The organism is Noviherbaspirillum phoenicis (assembly GCF_047237965.1).
Lineage (GTDB): Bacteria > Pseudomonadota > Gammaproteobacteria > Burkholderiales > Burkholderiaceae_D > Noviherbaspirillum_A.
Genome location: NZ_JBDFLX010000005.1, coordinates 291797 through 310364, shown reverse-complemented (window position 1 = coordinate 310364; position 18568 = coordinate 291797). Strand labels below are relative to the sequence as shown.

13 protein-coding genes are annotated in these 18568 nt (G+C 60.0%); 3 read left to right on the top strand and 10 right to left on the bottom strand.

Features of this window, described 5'->3' with window-relative positions:
• Positions 1–136: 136 nt before the first annotated feature.
• The 6 genes from ABC383_RS26935 to ABC383_RS26910 all read right to left on the bottom strand — a co-directional run bounded on the left by ABC383_RS26935 (position 137) and on the right by ABC383_RS26910 (position 9348).
• Positions 137–3619, bottom strand: coding sequence for an ankyrin repeat domain-containing protein (locus ABC383_RS26935; protein WP_413018933.1), 3483 nt, complete (start codon positions 3617–3619; stop codon positions 137–139).
• A gap of 470 nt (positions 3620–4089) precedes the next feature.
• Positions 4090–5010: a LysR family transcriptional regulator gene (locus tag ABC383_RS26930; protein WP_413018931.1), complete on the bottom strand. Its 921-nt coding sequence runs from the start codon at positions 5008–5010 to the stop codon at positions 4090–4092.
• Positions 5011–5151: 141 nt separating this feature from the next.
• Complete coding sequence (leuD, locus tag ABC383_RS26925) at positions 5152–5787, bottom strand: 3-isopropylmalate dehydratase small subunit (protein WP_413018929.1); 636 nt, start codon at positions 5785–5787, stop codon at positions 5152–5154.
• Positions 5787–7190, bottom strand: a complete 1404-nt coding sequence (leuC, locus tag ABC383_RS26920; protein WP_413018927.1) for a 3-isopropylmalate dehydratase large subunit — start codon at positions 7188–7190, stop codon at positions 5787–5789. Before leuC ends, leuD begins: the two co-directional genes overlap by 1 nt.
• Positions 7191–7216: 26 nt before the next feature.
• Positions 7217–8155 carry a hydroxymethylglutaryl-CoA lyase gene (locus ABC383_RS26915; RefSeq protein WP_413018925.1) on the bottom strand — a complete coding sequence of 313 codons (939 nt, stop codon included), beginning with the start codon at positions 8153–8155 and terminating at the stop codon, positions 7217–7219.
• Positions 8152–9348: a CaiB/BaiF CoA transferase family protein gene (locus ABC383_RS26910; protein ID WP_413018924.1), complete on the bottom strand. Its 1197-nt coding sequence runs from the start codon at positions 9346–9348 to the stop codon at positions 8152–8154. Before ABC383_RS26910 ends, ABC383_RS26915 begins: the two co-directional genes overlap by 4 nt.
• 233 nt (positions 9349–9581) lie before the next feature.
• On the opposite strand from ABC383_RS26910, the gene ABC383_RS26905 reads away from it, so the two are divergent.
• Positions 9582–10541 (top strand): Bug family tripartite tricarboxylate transporter substrate binding protein, encoded by a 960-nt coding sequence (locus tag ABC383_RS26905; protein ID WP_413018922.1) that lies wholly within the window; start codon positions 9582–9584, stop codon positions 10539–10541.
• Between the two features lie 462 nt (positions 10542–11003).
• Here the strand turns inward: ABC383_RS26905 and ABC383_RS26900 are convergent, their stop codons facing one another.
• Together ABC383_RS26900 and ABC383_RS26895 are read right to left on the bottom strand one after the other, a co-directional pair.
• Positions 11004–12935: an ankyrin repeat domain-containing protein gene (locus ABC383_RS26900; protein ID WP_413018920.1), complete on the bottom strand. Its 1932-nt coding sequence runs from the start codon at positions 12933–12935 to the stop codon at positions 11004–11006.
• A gap of 456 nt (positions 12936–13391) precedes the next feature.
• Positions 13392–13520, bottom strand: coding sequence for a hypothetical protein (locus ABC383_RS26895; protein WP_413018919.1), 129 nt, complete (start codon positions 13518–13520; stop codon positions 13392–13394).
• 210 nt (positions 13521–13730) lie between these two features.
• Between ABC383_RS26895 and ABC383_RS26890 the strand changes: the two genes are divergently transcribed.
• A complete protein-coding gene (locus ABC383_RS26890; RefSeq protein ID WP_413018917.1) occupies positions 13731–14072 on the top strand; it encodes a hypothetical protein in 342 nt (113 codons plus the stop codon).
• Positions 14073–14120: 48 nt separating this feature from the next.
• Here ABC383_RS26890 and ABC383_RS26885 read toward each other — a convergent pair whose 3' ends face one another.
• The gene (locus tag ABC383_RS26885) at positions 14121–16466 is read right to left on the bottom strand and encodes a cytochrome P450/oxidoreductase (RefSeq protein ID WP_413018915.1); all 2346 of its coding nucleotides are present in this window, start codon (positions 16464–16466) and stop codon (positions 14121–14123) included.
• A 150-nt stretch (positions 16467–16616) separates the two neighbouring features.
• Positions 16617–17441: an IclR family transcriptional regulator gene (locus ABC383_RS26880; RefSeq protein WP_413018914.1), complete on the bottom strand. Its 825-nt coding sequence runs from the start codon at positions 17439–17441 to the stop codon at positions 16617–16619.
• Between the two features lie 190 nt (positions 17442–17631).
• On the opposite strand from ABC383_RS26880, the gene ABC383_RS26875 reads away from it, so the two are divergent.
• Positions 17632–18558 carry a Bug family tripartite tricarboxylate transporter substrate binding protein gene (locus ABC383_RS26875; RefSeq protein ID WP_413019336.1) on the top strand — a complete coding sequence of 309 codons (927 nt, stop codon included), beginning with the start codon at positions 17632–17634 and terminating at the stop codon, positions 18556–18558.
• Positions 18559–18568 lie beyond the last annotated feature (10 nt).

Below are 18568 nucleotides of genomic sequence, written 5' to 3'. Positions count from 1 at the left end.
ATGGTGTCGTAACTGGAAACTCGGCAGTGGCGCGGAGCCCATCGACGCTGTGTCGAACACCGCCATGATCCGTAGCTTTAATCGAATAAGTGCCTTGAACGGGAAGACGCGATCGGGACAAGTCTTTGCGCCACGGCTATGAGACGGTGCATTCCATTTCTTTAAATTTGTCCCGAATTCTCTCCAGCTCCTTGCAAACCTGTGCCATCTCTGACCGGAACCAGTGAAGAGTCAGTTCGGATTCAATACCTGGCGCGTCAAAAAGCATTTGCTCTGTCTCGAATAATAATTTGTCGAGTTCGCACCGGTCTGCTGGTAAATTGAGGTGACCGCGTTTTGCCTGTTCTTCAAGTGTCCGGGCTCGGGTAAGGGCAGGCATGTTCAGTTTCAGCGACATGTAAGTCTTGCTGGACCTAATGATTGCCTGCGCCTGCGCCTTGCTCGCCTGTTGATGCTGGTTCTGTGCCCATGCCATGTATCTGTTCGCCAGTGAGGAAACTGGCGGTTCAGCAATCTGATTCAGCGGCTCATTTCGCTCAAGCTCACAGGCTAAAAGCATATCCTTGAGCCGGATGTTATCGGCGGATACCTGTTTTCCGGCCTCATCGGTCAAGCTAAATTCTCCCTTACTGTTTGCCAGAACTTTGCGGAGTTCCGTGGATGCTTGCATTGCCTTGTCACTGGCATCACGTACAAGAGCGGTGATTTTGCTGCGCCATCCCGCTTTGAGCATGGGGTCCATATCCCATTTCCAGCAAACCTTAGGTGTCTGATCGAGAAGACTGCTTATTGCGTGGCGATAGTCATGGTTGTCCGTGATGATGTGATTCAGCTGAGAGTGGTTTTCGTGTGCAGACGGATCCAATCCGAGAGGATTGCCTGGGGAGCTTATTGGCCTATTGATGAGCTGGTCCGCGTAACTGTGTTTGCCGGCCCGGAGAGCATCGCCGATCCGGGATGCTAGTGGGTATTGCCAACCTACATGGAGGGTTGCCAGGTAAGTTTCGTTTTTCCTAATCACCTCGGATTCCCGTCTGAGGAGAAGAAAATCTTTTCGTTGAATGCTTAATCCACCGGCCGCTAGCGCAAGGAGTTCGTTTTTTATTTTGAGATTTATATAGCGGGCACGCCAATCTCCTCTATTGAGGACATCTCTTATGGCCGCTACGCTATCGAGCTTATTCTTCTCGGAGTCAAGCCATGCGCGGATGATGACGCTTGTAACCGCTGGCTCATTCCAGTTAAGAACCGACCTCAACACCTCGCATTGGTTCACGCCACTTTCAATGAAAGTGCTGACTATGTCTCGGTGGCCTTGGTTTGCTGCGTTCAGCATTGCAGCGATCTCTTCGATATCTGCGCTCCTTCTGCCATCCTGGTTTTGTGCAGCATTTTTTTTGAGTTTGGCGGTTTTGTATGCGAGAAGTAACCCCACCACATCAGCGTGTCCCCCGTATGCTGCTAACGTCAGAGCAGCCGCGCGTTTAACGTTGACTGTGTTGGTGGAAGCACCCTTTTCAAGCAGTAGCCTAACCACGTCGACGTGTCCGTGGCGAGCGGCCAGCTTCAAGGCATTCCAGCCATCCTTGTCTTCCGCGTCGATGGGAGCACCCTTTTCAAGCAGCACCCTAACCACGTCGACGTGTCCGTGGCGAGCGGCCAGCTTCAAGGCATTCCAGCCATCCTTGTCTTCTGCGCCGGTGGAGGCACCCTTTTCAAGAAGCAGCCCAACCACGTCGACGTGCCCGTTGCCAGCGGCCCACTTCAAGGCATCCTTGCCATTTTTGTCCACTGCATTAATGTCAGCACCCTTTTCAAGCAGCAGCCTAACCACGTCGATGTGTCCTTTGCTAGCGGCCCACTTCAAGACATCCTTGCCATTTTTGTCCACTGCATTAATGTCAGCACCCTTTTCAAGCAGCAGTCTAACCACGTCGACGTGTCCTTTGCTAGCGGCCCACTTCAAGGCATCCACACCATCTATGTTCACTGCATTAATGTCAGCACCTTTTTCAAGCAGCAGCCTAACCACGTCGATGTGTCCTTTGCTAGCGGCCCACTTCAAGGCATCCACGCCATCTATGTTCGCTGCATTAATGTCAGCACCCTTTTCAAGCAGTAGGCTAGCGATGTCAATGTGTCCGTTGCACGCCGCCCGCATCAAGGCATCCCAGCCATCCTGATCTACCGCGTTAACGGAAGCACCTTTTGCAAGGAATAGCTTGACTGCATAGGTGTCTCCCCTCGTGGCTGCCATCATTAACACATTGTGGCCGGCTTTGTTTACTTTCCCCACGGAAGCACGTCTTTCAAGAAGTAGCTTCACTAAATCAGTGTGCCCATTACTCACTGCAATCATCAGAGCATTCCAGCCATCCTTGTCTACTGCGTCAATGGAAGCACCGCGGTCAAGAAGTAGCTTCACTACATCGCTGTGCCCGTGACTAGCTGCCAGTTTTAAAGCAGTCGGACCTTCCATGGCAATCGGATCTGTGGAAGCACCATATGCAAGAAGTTGCTTGACTATCTCAATGTGGCCGTGCATGGCTGCCATCATCAGGACATTCCAACCGCTTTTATCTTGTTCATTAGCGGATGCACCTTGTTTGAGAAGTAGCTCCATTATCTCGACCTGCCCGTTTCTTGCTGCCAGCGAGAGGGCAGTCGGACCTTCTTTGGCAGCGGCCGTCATGGAGGCACCATCCGCAAGAAGCAGTTTTACGACACCAACGTGTCCGTTATTGGCTGCAACCATCAGGGCATTCCAGCCGTCCTTGCTCACTGCGTCCACGAAGGCGCCGTGATCAAGAAGCAGTTTTACTACGCTAACGTGTCCGTTTTTAGCTGCCGCGATCAGGGCATTCGTGCTGTCTTTGAGTGCTTCGGTCTTGAAGGCCTGCTTTTGAAGCAGTAGCTTGACGATTTTCTGGTGTCCATTACACGCTGCCCACGTCAAGGCAGTCCGGTCCTTGTCGTCAGCCTGGTTGATGGAAGCGCCGTGCTCAAGAAGTAGCTCTATTAACTCTTCGTTTCCCTTGTCGGCTGCAAACATGAGGGCGGTCAAACCCTTGCTGTCTGTCTTTGCGACATCAGCTCCCCACCTGATCAGGTATTCAACAACGTCGGCATGCCCGCTTAGTACAGCCATCATCAGCGCGGTTTTGCCCTGTTCGTTGGCTGCATTGATTCTGGAGCCGGCCACAACGAGCGCTTTGATGATGTCAAGATCACCGCGTTCGGCTGCATACATAGTGGCATTCATGCCTTGTTGGTCGACACGATGAATGTCAGCAGAGGAACTGATATGCTTCTTCACCGCTTCAACAGTGCCTGCTTTCGCTGCCGTCAGCAGCTCTTCGCTCGGAACGACAGCGGTTTTTACGTCCTTGTCGGAGACTAGGCATCCTGTGATGAAGCGTATAAATCCGGTAACTCGTCTTTGAGCGGTGTTCAAACTGATTTCTGTGCGCCTGACATCAGCCAAGGGCAGCAACGAAAAAAACCATGGGCGGTAAGATAAGGCTGGCGGTTGCCGATCGCAAGAAGGTCTATGGCCTTGGTTAGCGTTTTCTCCGCCTGCAGGCGAGATCTTTGCGGGCAGTCGATTGGAAACATCCATGTCTTAACCTCAGTCTGATAGCCGCCACGAGAGCAAGACTGGCTTCATTGAGGCGGCTATTTACTTGCTAACAGCGTTGGCCATCTTGCAGGGTTGTTTTTGAACGAAAAATCCGTGAATAGGCGGTGCGCAAATCATCCGGGCCTATGGCCACGGCGTTATCGTGATTTATTTAACCCCGGAGCAACTAAACGTTCCGGCAACCGAATGAATTCTTCCTGATCCAGATTTCGCGCAGCGTTCAGTCGAATGCGCATGGCGGAGGAGCGGGTTCATTGGCCGAGAACATTCACTCTCTGGCAAAAACTATCCCAGGCAAAAAAGATGGCATCTAGCCTACGGGGCAGGGGAAGAGCGTGGCGGCACGCTGTGATCGATAGCCTGTATACCTGATGTACGTGCTGAAGCCCATGCCGGAATGGCAAACAGCTGCCTGCATGCCGGCAGTGCCTATCCCTTGAACCGGAATGCTATTTTCCCTCGCCCAGCGCCCGTTCCGCTTCCCCACTCAACTTCCCCGCGAGCAGCCGCACCGGCAAGGGCAGCGCCTCGATATCACGCAGACCCAGCAGCAGGGTGCGCTGGGCCCAGGCATCCGTCAAACGTATCATCTTCAGCCCCATCGATTTCACATGCGGCTGTGCGGCCAGTTGCGGCAGCACGCCGATGCCCAGGCCTGTCCTGATCATGCCGCAGACAGCGTCGAAGCTGCGCACGTGTATCCTCAGCCGCAGCGGCTTTTCCAGCCGGCTGCTTTCCGCATGCAGGCGCTCGGCCAGCGAGGTGGCGTCGGCCAGGCTGACGAAGTCATAGTCGAGCGCATCGGCCAGCGACAGGCTCTTGCGCTGTGCAAGCGGATGGTCCCTGGGTGTGACCAGCACAAGCTGGTCGCGGCGGTATTCAAACACCGCCACGCCTTCGGTCTGGGTGCGTTCGGCGAAGATGCCGATATCAGCGCGGTTCTCGCGCAGCGCCGCCACGACTTCAATGCTGTTGCGCTCTTCCAGCGTGATGCGGATGCCGGGATGGGCGCGCATGAAGGCGCTCAGGTCGCCCGGTAGGAACTGGGTGATGGCCGAGGTGTTGGCCCAGATGCGGATCTGCCCGCGCAAGCCGGCCGCATAGTCCGACATCGCGCCCGACAGGCGCTCCACGCTTTCCAGCACGTCCAGCGCATGCTGGAAGCAGACATGGCCGGCTTCGGTCAGCCTCACGCCATTGGCATGGCGGTAGAGCAGCGATACGCCAAGATGCTTTTCAAGATCCGAGATGCGCTTGCTGGCTGCCGCTACCGCCAGATGGCACTGGCTGGCGCCGCGGGTAATGCTGCCGCTGCGGGCAACGGCAACGAAGAGCTGGAGGCTGACGAGATCGAAGCGGGCGAGATTCAAGGCGGGTTCCTGGCGACTGGCTGCCGGTTGCGTGGGCAGCGGCGGCGCTGTCGGGTGGCAGGCGCCGGGTCGCATTCTGCCACATGGGCATGTGGCCTGCACACCGCTGCTGCAGCATGCCGGCCCGGCCGGCACACACGCTCAGACCGCCCAGGGCTCCTGCTTCCTGCGGACGGCCTCGTAGGTCCGCACCTTGTCCGCATGCTGCAGCGTCAGGCCAATGTCGTCCAGGCCATTGATCAGGCGGTACTTGCGGAACGGGTCGACCTCGAAGCTTATCGTCGTGCCATCGGCAAGACGGATCACCTGGTCCTGCAGGCTCACCGCCATCCGAAAGCCGGGCGTGGCCGTCACCGCCTGGAACAGCGCATCGACTTCCCGCTCCGGCAGCACGATGGGCAACAGGCCGTTCTTGAAGCAGTTGTTGAAGAAGATTTCCGCGAAGGAGGGCGCGATGACCACGCGAAAGCCGTAGTCCGCCAGCGCCCACGGCGCATGCTCGCGCGACGAGCCGCAACCGAAGTTCTCGCGCGCCAGAAGGATGGAAGCGCCCTGGTAGCGTGGCTCGTTCAGCACGAAGTCCGGATTCACGGGCCGGGCGCTGTTGTCCTGGTCGGGCTCGCCGATGTCGAGATAGCGCCAGGCGTCGAACAGGTTGGGGCCGAAGCCGCTGCGCCGTATCGACTTCAGGAACTGTTTCGGAATGATCGCGTCGGTGTCGACATTGGCCCGGTCCAGCGGCGCCGCCAGGCCTTCATGGGCGATGAATTTTTCCATTACTGCCACTCCCTCACATCCACGAAATGCCCCATGACCGCGGCGGCGGCCGCCATCTGCGGGCTGACCAGGTGGGTCCGGCCGCCGGCCCCCTGCCGGCCCTCGAAGTTGCGGTTCGAGGTCGACGCGCAGCGCTGGCCGGGCTGCAGCTGGTCGGCATTCATGCCCAGGCACATCGAGCAGCCGGGTTCACGCCATTCGAAACCGGCATCGATGAAGATGCGGTCCAGGCCTTCTTCCTCGGCCTGGCGCTTGACCATGCCGGAGCCGGGCACTACCAGCGCCTGCTGCACATTTGGCGCCACCTTGCGGCCGCGCACGATCTGCGCCGCGGCGCGCATGTCCTCGATGCGGGAGTTGGTGCAGGAGCCGATGAACACCACGTCCAGATGAATGTCGGTGATGGGCGTCGATGGCGACAGTCCCATGTAGGCCAGCGCCCGCGCCATGCCCTCGCGTTTGACCGGGTCGGCTTCCTGCGCCGGGTCGGGCACGCAGCCGTCGACCGTGGTCACCATCTCGGGCGAGGTGCCCCAGGTCACCGCGGGGCTGATGCGGCTGACGTCGATGACCACCTCGCGGTCGAATGCGGCGGCGTCATCGCTTTTCAATGTGCGCCAGTAGGCAACTGCCGCATCCCATGCCGCGCCCTGCGGCGCGCCGGGCTTGCCGCGCAGGTAGGCGATGGTCTTGTCGTCGACAGCCACCATGCCGCAGCGGGCGCCGCCTTCCACCGTCAGGTTGCACAGCGTCATGCGGCCTTCCATCGACAATGCTTCCACCGCATCGCCCGCGTATTCGATCGCATAGCCAGTCGCGCCGGCGGTGCCGATCTGGCCGATCAGGGTCAGCGCCATGTCCTTGGCGGTGACGCCGGCCGGCAGCGTGCCGTCGAAGCGTACCAGCATGTTCTTCGACTTCTTGCCCAGCAGGCACTGGGTGGCCAGCACATGCTCCACTTCCGAGGTGCCGATGCCGAAGGCCAGGCAGGCGAAGGCGCCGTGGGTACTGGTATGGCTGTCGCCGCAGACCACAGTCAGGCCCGGCAGCGTGACGCCCTGCTCGGGGCCGATCACGTGCACGATGCCCTGGCGCGCGTCGCGCATGCCGATCTCGGTGACGCCGAACTCGCCGCAATTTTTGGTCAGCGTCTCGACCTGCAGCTTCGACACCGGGTCGGCGATGGCCACCGAGCGGTCCGTGGTCGGGATGTTGTGGTCGGCCACGGCCAGGTTGGAACGGATGTTCCACACCTTGCGGCCCGCCAGGCGCAGGCCTTCGAAGGCCTGCGGGCTCATCACTTCATTGAGCAGGTGGCGGTCGATGTAGAGCAGGGTGGTGCCGTCTTCCTCGACATGCACCTCATGCCGTTTCCACAATTTGTCGTAAAGCGTTTTGTCCATGTCTCCTCCGTCTCGGTCGGCCGGTGTCAGGCGTGCGGGAATTTCTCTGCCAGCCAGGCGGGTGGCGCATAGCGGCGCAGCCGGGTGCCGGCCTGCGCCAGCTGGCTCGTCACCGGGCGGCCTACCAGGCCGGACAGCGTGCCCACCACTTCCAGCAGCTTGTCGACATCGACGCCGGTTTCACAGCCCATGGAGTCAAACATATGGACCAGTTCTTCGGTACTGACATTGCCGCTGGCGCCGGGTGCGTAAGGGCAGCCGCCCAGGCCGCCGGATGCGGCGTCGAAACGGCGGATGCCCGCGCCGTAAGCCGCCAGCGCATTGGCAAGGCCCATGCCCCGGGTGTTGTGCAGGTGGATGGTCACCGGAATCTGCAATTGCCGTTGCAACACGGTGCTGAGTTGGCGCACCTGCTCCGGATGGGCCATGCCGGTGGTGTCGCAGGCGGTAATGCCGGCCGCACCGGAATCAGCCAGCGCCTGCGCCAGGCGCAGCACTTCGGCCTGCGCGATCTCGCCTTCGAAAGGGCAGCCGAAGGCGGTGGACAGCGATACATTGCACGGCAGGCCGAGCTTGCCGGCTTCGCGCAGCACGTCCTGCAGGCCGGCCAGCGACTGCTCGCGCGTCATGCGCAGGTTGGCGCGGTTGTGGGTCTCGCTGACCGACATCACCAGGTTGATCTCATCCGGCCGGCCTTCCACCGCGCGCTCCATGCCGCGCAGGTTGGGCACCAGCGCGGTATAGCGCACGCCGGGCACGCGGCGGATGCCGGCCATCACCGCGTCGGCATCGGCCAGCGTCGGGATCGCCTTGGGCGAGGTGTAAGACGTGACTTCGATGCGCGCAAAGCCGCAGGCCGACAGCGCATCGACATAGGCGATCTTGTTCTCGGTGGGCACGAAGGCCTTTTCCATCTGCAGGCCGTCGCGCGGCGATACCTCGTTGATCTCGATACGCTCGCTCATGACACGATTCCCTTCGCTTTCAATGCAGTGATGTCTTCGGCGGTAAGGCCGGCCTGGTTGAGTACGGCGTCGGTGTGCTCGCCCAAGGTCGGGCCGCGCGCATGGATCGCGCCGGGATTGCCCGACAGCTTGGGGATGATGCCCGGCACGTCCACTTCCAGGCCATCGGCGGAACGCACCTTCTCGATCACGCGGCGCGCGCGGTAGTGCGGGTCCTCGGCGATGTCTTTCGCGGAATAGATGCGGCCGGACGGCACCGATGCCGCGGTCAGCTTGTCGAGCGCCGCATCAAGGCCCAGCGTGCTGGTCCAGGCCTCGATGGCGCCGTCAATCTCCTCCACGCGCGCGGCGCGGCCGTCGTTGCGTGCCAGCGCCGGATCGTCGGCCAGGTCCTGGCGGCCGATCAGGGCCATCAGGCGCTTGAAGATGGAGTCGCCATTGCCGGCGATCAGAACGTATTCGCCATCGGCGCAGCGGTAGGCATTCGAGGGAGCGATGCCGGGCAGGGCGCCGCCGGCCGGCTTGCGGATGGCGCCGAAGGCCGAGTATTCCGGCAGCAGGCTCTCGCTCAGGTTGAAGATGGATTCATACAGCGCCACATCGATCATCTGGCCAACGCCGCCGCGGGCATCGCGCTGGTACAGCGCCAGCAGCACGCCCAGCGCACCATGCAGTCCGGCGACGGTATCGCCCAGCGACACGCCGGCGCGCACCGGCACCCGGCCCGGCTCGCCGGTGATGTAGCGGATGCCGCCCATGGCCTCGGCAACGGCGGCAAAGCCCGGCTCGTCGCGCTTGGGGCCATCCTGGCCGTAGCCCGAGATGCGCAGCATGATCAGCTTCGGGTTCAGCGCATGCAACTCTTCCCAGCCCATGCCCCATTTCTCCATGGTGCCGGGGCGGAAGTTCTCGATCAGGATGTCGGCGGACTCCGCCAGGCGGCGTACCAGCGCCTGGCCTTCCTGCTGGCGCAGGTCGATGCAGACCGACTGCTTGTTGCGCGACTGCGCCTGCCACCAGACCGAGGTGCCGTTGTGCAGCATGCGCCATTTGCGCAGCGGGTCGCCGTCGCCCGGCGTTTCCACCTTGATGATCTCCGCGCCAAAGTCGGCCAGCGTCTTGGCGGCGAAGGGGCCGGCGATCAGCTGGCCCAGCTCCAGTACCCTGATGCCGGAAAGAATCTGCTTGTCCATGTCCATTCCTGATGCTGAAAGAATGGCATGGAGTGTGCAGTGCGTCACGGCCCGTCCAAAGTCGTATTTCGCTAAGCCGGCTTTCGCCAATCACGAAGGCCGGGTATGCGCCGGCATGGCAGAACGAATATATGATCCGCCAGCCACTCCCCGCCGGATGACGCCGTGATCTGCAAAGACCGGGGCAGCGGTGCCCGCACTTCCCTGTGACCTCAGAATGTTGGAGACAAACCATGTTACGCAAACTCGCCTGCGCCGCACTGCTGGCCGCATCCGTCGCATCCGCCTACGCGCAGGATTTCCCGAGCAAGTCCATCACCATCGTAGTGCCTAATCCGCCCGGCGGCCTGGTTGACACCTCCGCCCGCCTGGTCGGCGATCCGCTGGCGAAGGTGATCAAGCAATCCGTGGTCATCGACAACCGTCCGGGCGGCAGCGGCAACATCGCCTACCAGGCGGTGGGCCGCGCCAAGCCTGATGGCTACACGCTGCTGGCTTCCTATTCCGCCTACCACACCGGCAATCCCTGGCTGATGAAGGACCTGCCCTGGGCGCCCAAGGACTTTGCGCCGGTGGCGCTGGTGGCGGTGGCAACCAATGTGATCACCGTGCATCCGTCGCTGCCGGTCAACACCCTGAAGGAACTGGTGGACTACCTGAAGAAGAATCCGGGCAAGGTCAACTACGCATCGCAGGGCAATGGCTCGCTGTCGCATCTGGGCACCGAGCTGTTCAAGCAGCAGACCGGCACATCCATCATCCATGTGCCCTACAAGGGCTCGGGACAGGCGATCCAGGATGTGCTGGCAGGCCAGGTACAGATGTTCATCACCACGCCGCCTTCGGTGATCCAGCATATCCAGTCGGGCAAGTTGAAGGCCCTGGCAGTGGCCGGCAAGTCGCGCCACCCGAACCTGCCAAATGTGCCCACCACCGCCGAGGCCGGCGTGCCAGGCTTCGAGCTGGAAGCCTGGGTAGCGCTGTTCGCGCCGGCCGCCACGCCGCAGCCCGTGATTGCCAAGCTGACCCAGGACATCAAGCTGGCGCTGGACCAGCCGGAGACCAGGACCCGCGCCGCCACGCAGGGAGTGGAAGCGCGTTATATGCCGCCGGAAGCGCTGGGCAGCCTGGTGAAGAAGGAACTGGATTACTGGGGTGATGTGATCAAGAAGGCGCACATCACGCTGGATTGATGGTTGTAATGTGCTGCTGGGTTACAGCGTGGGCACATGGAAGAAACGTAGCCTGGGTGAAGCGTGGAGGCTGTGAAAATATTCGGTTTTGCCATGCTCAAGAAGGCAAAAATACCTCCCTGTCTTGGCTACGAAAGCGGCACTCCATAGGGCGTTCAAAGGCAAAATGGATTACCGCTTGCGCTGCGATGCCAAGCTTTGGCAGCTTGCGAGAATACGTTCACAGTCTCGCAGCGAAACCCGGGCTGATACTTAACCTACCCGCTCTTGTTGTAGCAACCGGCAAGACAGGCAATTCAGCAATGCTGCGGTAAGCAAACGACTTGCCGCAGCGATAAAGTTGCTGTGATAGGTGGTTGCCTGTTTTTTAGGGATCGGAACTGCCGGTTATTGGGTTAACTTGGGTTCCGGTCCACCTACCTAGGCGACGCTGGCTGCTGTGGGGATGTCAGCTGCCGAGTATCAGGCTAACCCGACTTGCGCTGACCGCAAATAACTGGCAAGCAGGTTATCTATTTTTTCACTGCAATGTTTCTTGGAATAATTCAGTGCCCGCTCGATTGTAGCCTTGTTTGCCTTGCCTTGATTAATGAGTAACTTAATCATCACCACATCCTCTCTATGAACAGCCCATACGAGAGGTGATGCCTCTTTCGCGTCTCTTGGATCTGTATTTACCTCGGCTTTGCTTTCGACAAGTAGTTTAATAATAGTAAGCTCGTTGAACTCAGTCGCCACCTTGAGGGCCGTAAAACCAGTCCGATTTTTTTTGTTGACATCTGCACCAGATTTGATCAGATCTTCGGTCAGTTTAAGGAAGCCATTTTTTGCGGCCAGCATCAATGGAGTCCATCCATTATTATCGACTAAGTTGAGGTCTTGCTTTTCTGTGAGAAGCCGTGCGGCAATTTTGTCTTTCTCATTACGTATTGCAATGTTAAGGGCATTTTGGTTGCGAATATTTGTCTTATTAACGTCTGCTTTATTCTCGAGGAGCAGATCGACGATTTTCGAGTTGCCATGCTCGCAAGCAAGATGCAGAGCGGTTTCACATTTGCTGTTCGGGAAATCAACCAATGCTTCTTTTTCAATAAGGAGGCTGACCATTTCATAATTCCCCTTTTTCGCAGCGTGTGCGATGGCCGTGTCGCCGTGCTTATTGATTGAATTGACGTTTACTCCTTTTTCAATAAGTAGTTGAACGAGATTGCAATTTCCTTTGTCGACAGCCGCCAAGAGAGCATTGCTGCCAAATTTATCAATGAATTGGCCGACTTTTAATTTCTTAGTAAGCGTATCGATGATGTCAATATGACCATTTTGGACAGCTAACGTGAGCGGATTTTCGCCATTTCTGTTGGTAAAGGTCACATTTGCGCCTTTTTCGATAAGCTTATTGACAAGCTCTAAAGACCCCTTTTTTACAGCGAGCATTAGGGTGGAGAATTCTTGATTATTATATACCCCGACCTGCGCCCCTTTTTCAATGAGCAGCCGAGCAATTTTGTCATGCCCCCCTTCGATCGCATACATCAAGGCAGTAGTGCCATTTTCATTCTTTCTGTCTATGCCTATCCCATTTGAAAGCAGCTTTTCGACGACTTTTTCGGAGTTGTGTTTGATTGCAATATTCAGAACGGTACAAGCATCTTTTACTGATAAATTTTCACAGATAGTTTTTGAAAAAAGAGCATCGATGGCGCCTGCCTGGTTGTTTTTGCATGCATACTCAAGCGCATCCAAGCGGTGCTTGCCCTTCGGATCAGTGTAGATGTTTTCCCGAAGCAGTTCCTCGACCGCTTCCTTCTTGCCATTTTCAGCGGCAAGGATCAGCGCCTTGCTATCCGTTATTTCAATCTTGGCTCCCCATTGAAGGAGGCTTCGCATCACCTCGGCGTGGCCGTTTTTTGCAGCCAACGACAGCGCAGTATTGCCGTCCTTGTCCGGCATGTTCAAGCCGGAGCCGGCAGCGATGAGTGTATGAATCGCTTGCAGGTTACCGTTTTCAGCTGCGTGCATGATGGCAGTTTTGCCGTTGCTGTCGGCACTGTTGATATTGACGTTGGTCGCCAATTCTTTTTTCCACTGGGCAATCTTCTCTTTGTCTTTTGCGTATGTGAAGAGGTCATCATGAACGCCTTTGCTGCCGGAATCTAAGGCAAAGCAATTGCTGACGTAACGAATAAAACCGACAAAGTGCCTTTTCGCAGCGTTGAAGCCGACGTCTTTGGATGGCGCATCTGCCTGCAGAAAAAAAGAGTTGGAACTTGGGAGGGTTTTCACTGCTGGCTGTGAACCTGAGGAACTTTTAACCCGCTGGGGTGCGGTCTTAGGGAGATTGACGGTTGCATCGGGTTCAACGCGATGGTATTGGGTAGTAAGGGTGGTATCCATGGCTCTCTTTAACCTTTCTGGTAATCGTTTGGCGGCGATCCGCTGCATCAAGCCGGCGCACTTTCGGGTTTATAAAAATCTGGCACCGCCGGCTGCCTTAATTGACACGACTGACTGTCCTGTCGCGCATCTTTAAATGACAGTGTCTGTTACTGCGCAGTATCGCTTCCTGATTTAATTAACCCTGAAACGAAACCAGGTTCCCTGTCGCGAAAGCAAATTGTCCTGGCGAGACGCGCTGGTATTGGGCGTCGTACTTCGGATGGCATCATGTCAGCGTAAGCGTCATTGGACCCGTGTCCGACACACCGCCCCAAGCACGCCCACCGTGTCGTTAACCAGTACATAAAGCCGGGCGTATGAGCCTGTGATGTCTTTACGTGCCCTCACGCGTCAGACATCTTCGAATCGATCTTTGCAAGCGAGCGACTTATCCCGCCCAGCAGTCTTTGAAATTCATTCAGAAAAAGTGCTGCACCAGGTCTTGTCGGCCTCCATGAGCCTTTCAAGCAGCTTTTTGGTCTCCGCGAACAATGCCTGTACCTCGGCAAATGCAGCAGGTACGTCGGTTCGCTTGCCATTCATTCATTCGGCTCCTATCGCCTCGGTCCTCGATAACAAGGGCATTGCCGATGACGGCATATGAAGCCTCAACGACACATGGGTTTTGTTAAGTTCAAGAATAGCCTGTGCCTGAACCGGCATTGCGAGGCAGCGATGTCCTGCGTCCTTTGTCGCTTCGGCGGCTGCTGCTTCCCGTGCGCCACCAGGCGCCGTCCCTGGGGGTGCAGCCAATTGATTGAGATGCTTGTTGCATCCAAGCTGGAAGGCAAACAGGGTTTCCCTGAACTGAATGCTGTTGGTCGCCGCGATGTTGCCGCGTGCGTCAGTCAACACGAGGCGACCTTGCTGGCCGCTCCCGACGTCACCCTTTCCGCATCCTCCTGTGTTTCATTGATCAACCGGCTAATCCTGCTGCGTCAGCCCATCAAGAGCATGCCGTGCACGGGAAAGAGGAGTTCGGGCCTGGACGGCGTCTGGCTGAGGAAAGCGAAGCGACGCTGTTTTCAGTGCATTGGCGCGGACGTTAAATGCGAGCAGGTGTCTCGACATGCCGGGGGCAGCGATGGCATTTGAACGTGGGGAGCCGGCGCCAAATGCGGCGCCTGGCTTTCCCCGACGTCATTACAACTCCAGCACAATCTTCCCGCCCACTGCCCGGCTGCAGCAGGCCATCATCTTGTTGTTGGCCTCGCGCTCGGCGCGGGTCAGCACCACGTCCCGGTGGTCGACCGCGCCAGACAGCACCCGTACCTCGCAGGAGCCGCACAGGCCTTCGCAGCAGTCGCTCTGCACGTCGATGTTGGCCGCGCGCAGCGCCGTCAGCAGGGTCTGGTCGGGCGCCACGCTCAGGGTCAGGCCCGAATCCTTCAACTCCACCTCGAAGGCGTGTTCCTTCGATGGGTCCAGCGCCGTCTTGCCGGCGTGGAAATGCTCGATGCGCAATGCATCCTCCGGCCAGCCGGCGCAGGCCTGCTGCAGCGCGTCGAGCATGCGCACCGGGCCGCAGGCGTAGACCTGAGTGCCCGGCTGTGGCGTGCCCAGCAGCGCCGGCAGGTCGAGCCGGGTGCCCTCATCCTTGCAGTAGAAATGCAGGCGCTCGCCATGCAGCGCGGCCAGCTCATCAACGAAGGCCATGGTGGCACGCGACCTGCCGGCGTAGTGCAGCGCATAGTCCATGCCCAGCTCCCTGGCGCGGCGGGCCATCGCAAGGATGGGCGTGATGCCGATGCCGCCGGCGATGAAGATCGCCTTGCCGGCGCTTTCATCGAAGCGGAAATGGTTGCGCGGACCACGGATTTTCAACAGATCGCCCGGGCGTACGTTCGCATGTACCCAGCTTGAGCCGCCGCGGCTTTCCGGGTCGCGCAGCACCGCGATTTCCAGCGCGTTGCCATCGGCCGGATCTCCGCACAGCGAATACTGGCGCGACAGTTCCGGCCCGCCGCATTCGATGTCGATATGCGAGCCCGGCGTCCAGCGCGGCATGGCCCGGCCGTCCGGCGCCACCAGGCGAAGCCTGGCAATGTCCTGCGCGACCATGGTCACGCTTTCCACGCGGACGGTGCGGCCCAGCACATGGTGCGACGTCTCGCCGATGCGCACCGGCGAGGTGGCCTGCAGCAGCGCCGCATCGTGCCGCTCCGGATTGGCCTGCGGGTCCCATTCCACCCACAGATGCTCCGGTCCGCGGAAGGACGTGTTGGGCACATAGGAGAAGCGCTGCTCGGCCAGGCGCATGTGCGGCAGGCGCCTGGTCAGCTCCTCGAGGAAGATCTGCAGTTCCATGCGCGCCAGGTTCTTGCCCATGCACTGGTGCGCGCCATAGCCAAAGGTCAGGTGGTCGCTGGCATTGTCGCGGCGGATGTCGACCAGGTCGGCGTCGGTGAAATGGCGCTCGTCATGGTTGGCCGACGACATCACGATCAGCAGCTTGGCGCCGGCCGGAATGTCGACATCGCCGACCCGCGCCGCCTTCGTGGCAAGGCGGCGCCATGCGGCCACCGAGCCGTTGTGGCGCAGGCATTCCTCGACCGCGTTCGGGATCAGGCTCGGGTCCTGGCACAGCTCGTGCCATGCGCCCGGATGCTGCAGCAGCAGCTTGACCGCGTTGGCGGTGGCGTTCGCCGTGGTTTCATGGGCGGCCACGATGCCGGCCATCATCATCGAATGCAGGTAGGAATCGGTGACCACGTCGGGATAGTCGGCCTGCATGCGGATGCCGTATTTCATCCAGCCGGGGCCGGACGGGTCGCGCCGCATCTTTTCCAGGATCTGGCCGGCCAGCTGCCAGAAGTTGCCCACCGCATGGGCCACCGCCACCTGTTCCTCCGGCCTGGGGCGGCCCCAGGTATTGACCGTGTGCGCGATCGAATACTTGCGCAACAGGTCCATGTCTTCCTCGGGCACGCCGAGGAAGTGCAGCGCAATGGTCAACGGCACTTCCCACAGCATCTGGTCGACCAGGTCGGCCCGGCCGTCGTCGATGAAGCGGTCCACATACTCGCGCGCCAGCCGCCGCACCAGCGGCTCATGGTGCTTCAGCGCCTCGGGTGTGAAGGGCTCCATCAGCACCCGGCGCCGCGCCATGTGGGCCGGCTCGTCCTCATTGACCAGGGTGCGGTTCATTGCATAGTTGTAGGACGCCAGCACGGCATTGGCTTCGTCGCCGGTGGGCGTGATCTTTTCCAGCGCGATCGACGGGCTGAAGGTGATGTTGTCGCGAAACACCGCCTTGATGTCGTCATAGCGGCTGACCACCCAATAGCCCAGCTTCGGGCTATAGAACACCGGCTCCTGCTCGCGCGACCAGCGCAGGTAATCGGGCGGGTCCTGCTGGTAGGCATCGTCGAAGGGGTCGAATTGCGCGGCCCGCTGGCTGACGGGACAGCCGGTCGGCGAGCTGGCGGCCAGCGCCTGATGGTCGATCGGGCAGCCGGCCGCGCCGGCAGGGGAGGAAGGGGTGTGCATGAGTCGCTCCGCATGATGCATGGCTGGAACCCGGCCTGGCGTGCTTGCCGGCGCTGGGGCTGGCGGTCCGGCGGCGCTTTGAACTTCACTGCCGTGCCGGACCGTTTTGCGTAATCATACTACGCTTTGCGTAACAAAGAGCGGAACGCGCTACGCGTTTGCGGCGACTTCCCCGGCGCCGGTGTAGCCCATGGTGGCGCTGATGATGGCCGCTTCGCGCATCACTTCGGCGACGATGCCGCCATCGGGCGTGATGTCGAATCCGCCGGACGCACCCAGTGCAGTCAGCACCGCGCAGAGATGCCCGGTGTGGTCGAAGACGGGCGCGGCCACCGCGCTGATGCCGGGCAGCAGGGTGCCGCTGATGGTTGCGCAGCCCTGGCTTCTCACCCGGCGGCGCATTGCCTCGACCGGATTTCTTCCGGTAAGCAGCGCGCGCTGCGCCTTGCCGGCCGCGGCCAGTTCCCGTTCCACCTGGTCCATGACGGCAGCGTCGTCGAGATAACTCAGGAAGACCTGCCCGGTGGCTGACCAGAGCAAGGGCATCACTGAACCGGCGCGCACATTGATGGTAACGGGCAGGCCGGGCTCCTCGAAGCGCAGGATGGTCGGTCCCTGGTTGCCCATCACGGCCAGGAAGCAGGTGACCTGCAGTTGCTCGCGCAGCCGCACCAATGCCGGTTCACCGAGGCGGATCGGATCGCATTGCCGCAACGCGGCCAGGCCGATCGCAATGGCCTGCTGCCCGAGGTAGTAATGCTGAGTGGCCGGGTTCTGCGCCACCATGCCTTCCTGTATCAGGCTAGCCATGTAGCGATGCACCTTGGCCGTGCTTTCCTCCACCTCGGCAGCTACGGCTGTGAGGCTTGCTGCGCCGCCCAGGCGGCACAGGGCCTTCAGTATGCCCATGCCGACTTCGGCGGATTGCACCCGGCGGCGGCGCTCTTCGGATTGCTGCGGCGGCTTCTTGGTCACTTGGCTGGTCTTTCGGAAAGGTAAGAGGAGTGCGGAGAGGCGCCATGCGGCGACGGCTTCGCTATTTTACGCAAGGCGTAGTAGCATTACGCAAAAATTAAAAACCTCGATCACGTCAGTCAACCATCCCAGACAGGAGCACACCTTGAAAAAAATCCTGGCAAGCTGCCTCATTGCATTGCCCGTCCTGATGTCCGGCGCTGCCGCGCATGCGCAATCCTATCCTTCCAAGCCGATCCGCTGGCTGGTGCCGTATCCGCCGGGCGGCGGCTCCGACTTCCTGGCGCGCACGGTGGGCCAGGCGCTGTCCGAGCAGGTCAAGCAGCCGGTCATCATCGAGAACAAGGCCGGCGCCAATACCGCGATCGCGGCATCCGAGACGGCGCGCGCGCCGGCCGACGGCTACACCATCCTCAATGCCGACAACGGCACCATGGTGTTCAACTCGGCCCTGTATTCCAAGCTCAGCTATAACCCGGAGAAGGACCTGACGCCGGTCACCCTGATCGGCCGCTTCCCGATGATCCTGGTGGTCGGCCCCGGCTCCGAAGCCAAGGATGCAAAGGACTTCATCGCCCGTGCCAAGGCCCGTCCCGGCAGCATCAACTATGGCTCCGCCGGCGCCGGCAGCCCGCACCATCTGGCCATGGAGCTGCTGAAGGTGTCGGCAGGCGTGGACATGCAGCACGTGGCCTACCGTGGCGCCGCGCCGGCGCTGTCGGACCTTGCGGGCAACCAGATCCCCGCGATGATGGTGGACCTGGCGGCCGGCGGCGGCTTCATCAAGGCCGGCAAGATCCGGCCGCTGGCCGTGGCCAATGCCACCCGCCTGCCGCAGCTGCCCGACGTGCCGACCTTTGCCGAACTGGGCTACAAGAACATCGAAGCCGCCGCGCTGGTGGGCGTGGTCGCGCCCGCCGGCCTGCCGGCCGATGTGCTGAGCACGCTGAACCGCCAGCTGGTGACAGCGGTCAATCAGCCGGCCGTGAAGCAGCGCCTGATCGACTTCGGCGTGGAGCCGGTGGCAAACAGCCCGCAGCAATATGCCGACCTGCTCAAGAGCGAGACGGTGCGCTGGCACAAGCTGATCCGCGACCAGAAGATCACGCTGGATTAAGTCTTCAGGC

Excerpts from the sequence above, each read along its gene's own strand:
- ABC383_RS26935 (WP_413018933.1), bottom strand. The coding sequence starts at position 3,619 with ATGGATGTTTCCAATCGACTGCCCGCAAAGATCTCGCCTGCAGGCGGA.
- leuD (WP_413018929.1), bottom strand. The coding sequence starts at position 5,787 with ATGGAAAAATTCATCGCCCATGAAGGCCTGGCGGCGCCGCTGGACCGG.
- leuC (WP_413018927.1), bottom strand. The coding sequence starts at position 7,190 with ATGGACAAAACGCTTTACGACAAATTGTGGAAACGGCATGAGGTGCAT.
- ABC383_RS26915 (WP_413018925.1), bottom strand. The coding sequence starts at position 8,155 with ATGAGCGAGCGTATCGAGATCAACGAGGTATCGCCGCGCGACGGCCTG.
- ABC383_RS26910 (WP_413018924.1), bottom strand. The coding sequence starts at position 9,348 with ATGGACAAGCAGATTCTTTCCGGCATCAGGGTACTGGAGCTGGGCCAG.
- ABC383_RS26905 (WP_413018922.1), top strand. The coding sequence starts at position 9,582 with ATGTTACGCAAACTCGCCTGCGCCGCACTGCTGGCCGCATCCGTCGCA.
- ABC383_RS26900 (WP_413018920.1), bottom strand. The coding sequence starts at position 12,935 with ATGGATACCACCCTTACTACCCAATACCATCGCGTTGAACCCGATGCA.
- ABC383_RS26895 (WP_413018919.1), bottom strand. The coding sequence starts at position 13,520 with ATGAATGGCAAGCGAACCGACGTACCTGCTGCATTTGCCGAGGTACAG.
- ABC383_RS26885 (WP_413018915.1), bottom strand. The coding sequence starts at position 16,466 with ATGCACACCCCTTCCTCCCCTGCCGGCGCGGCCGGCTGCCCGATCGAC.
- ABC383_RS26875 (WP_413019336.1), top strand. The coding sequence starts at position 17,632 with ATGTCCGGCGCTGCCGCGCATGCGCAATCCTATCCTTCCAAGCCGATC.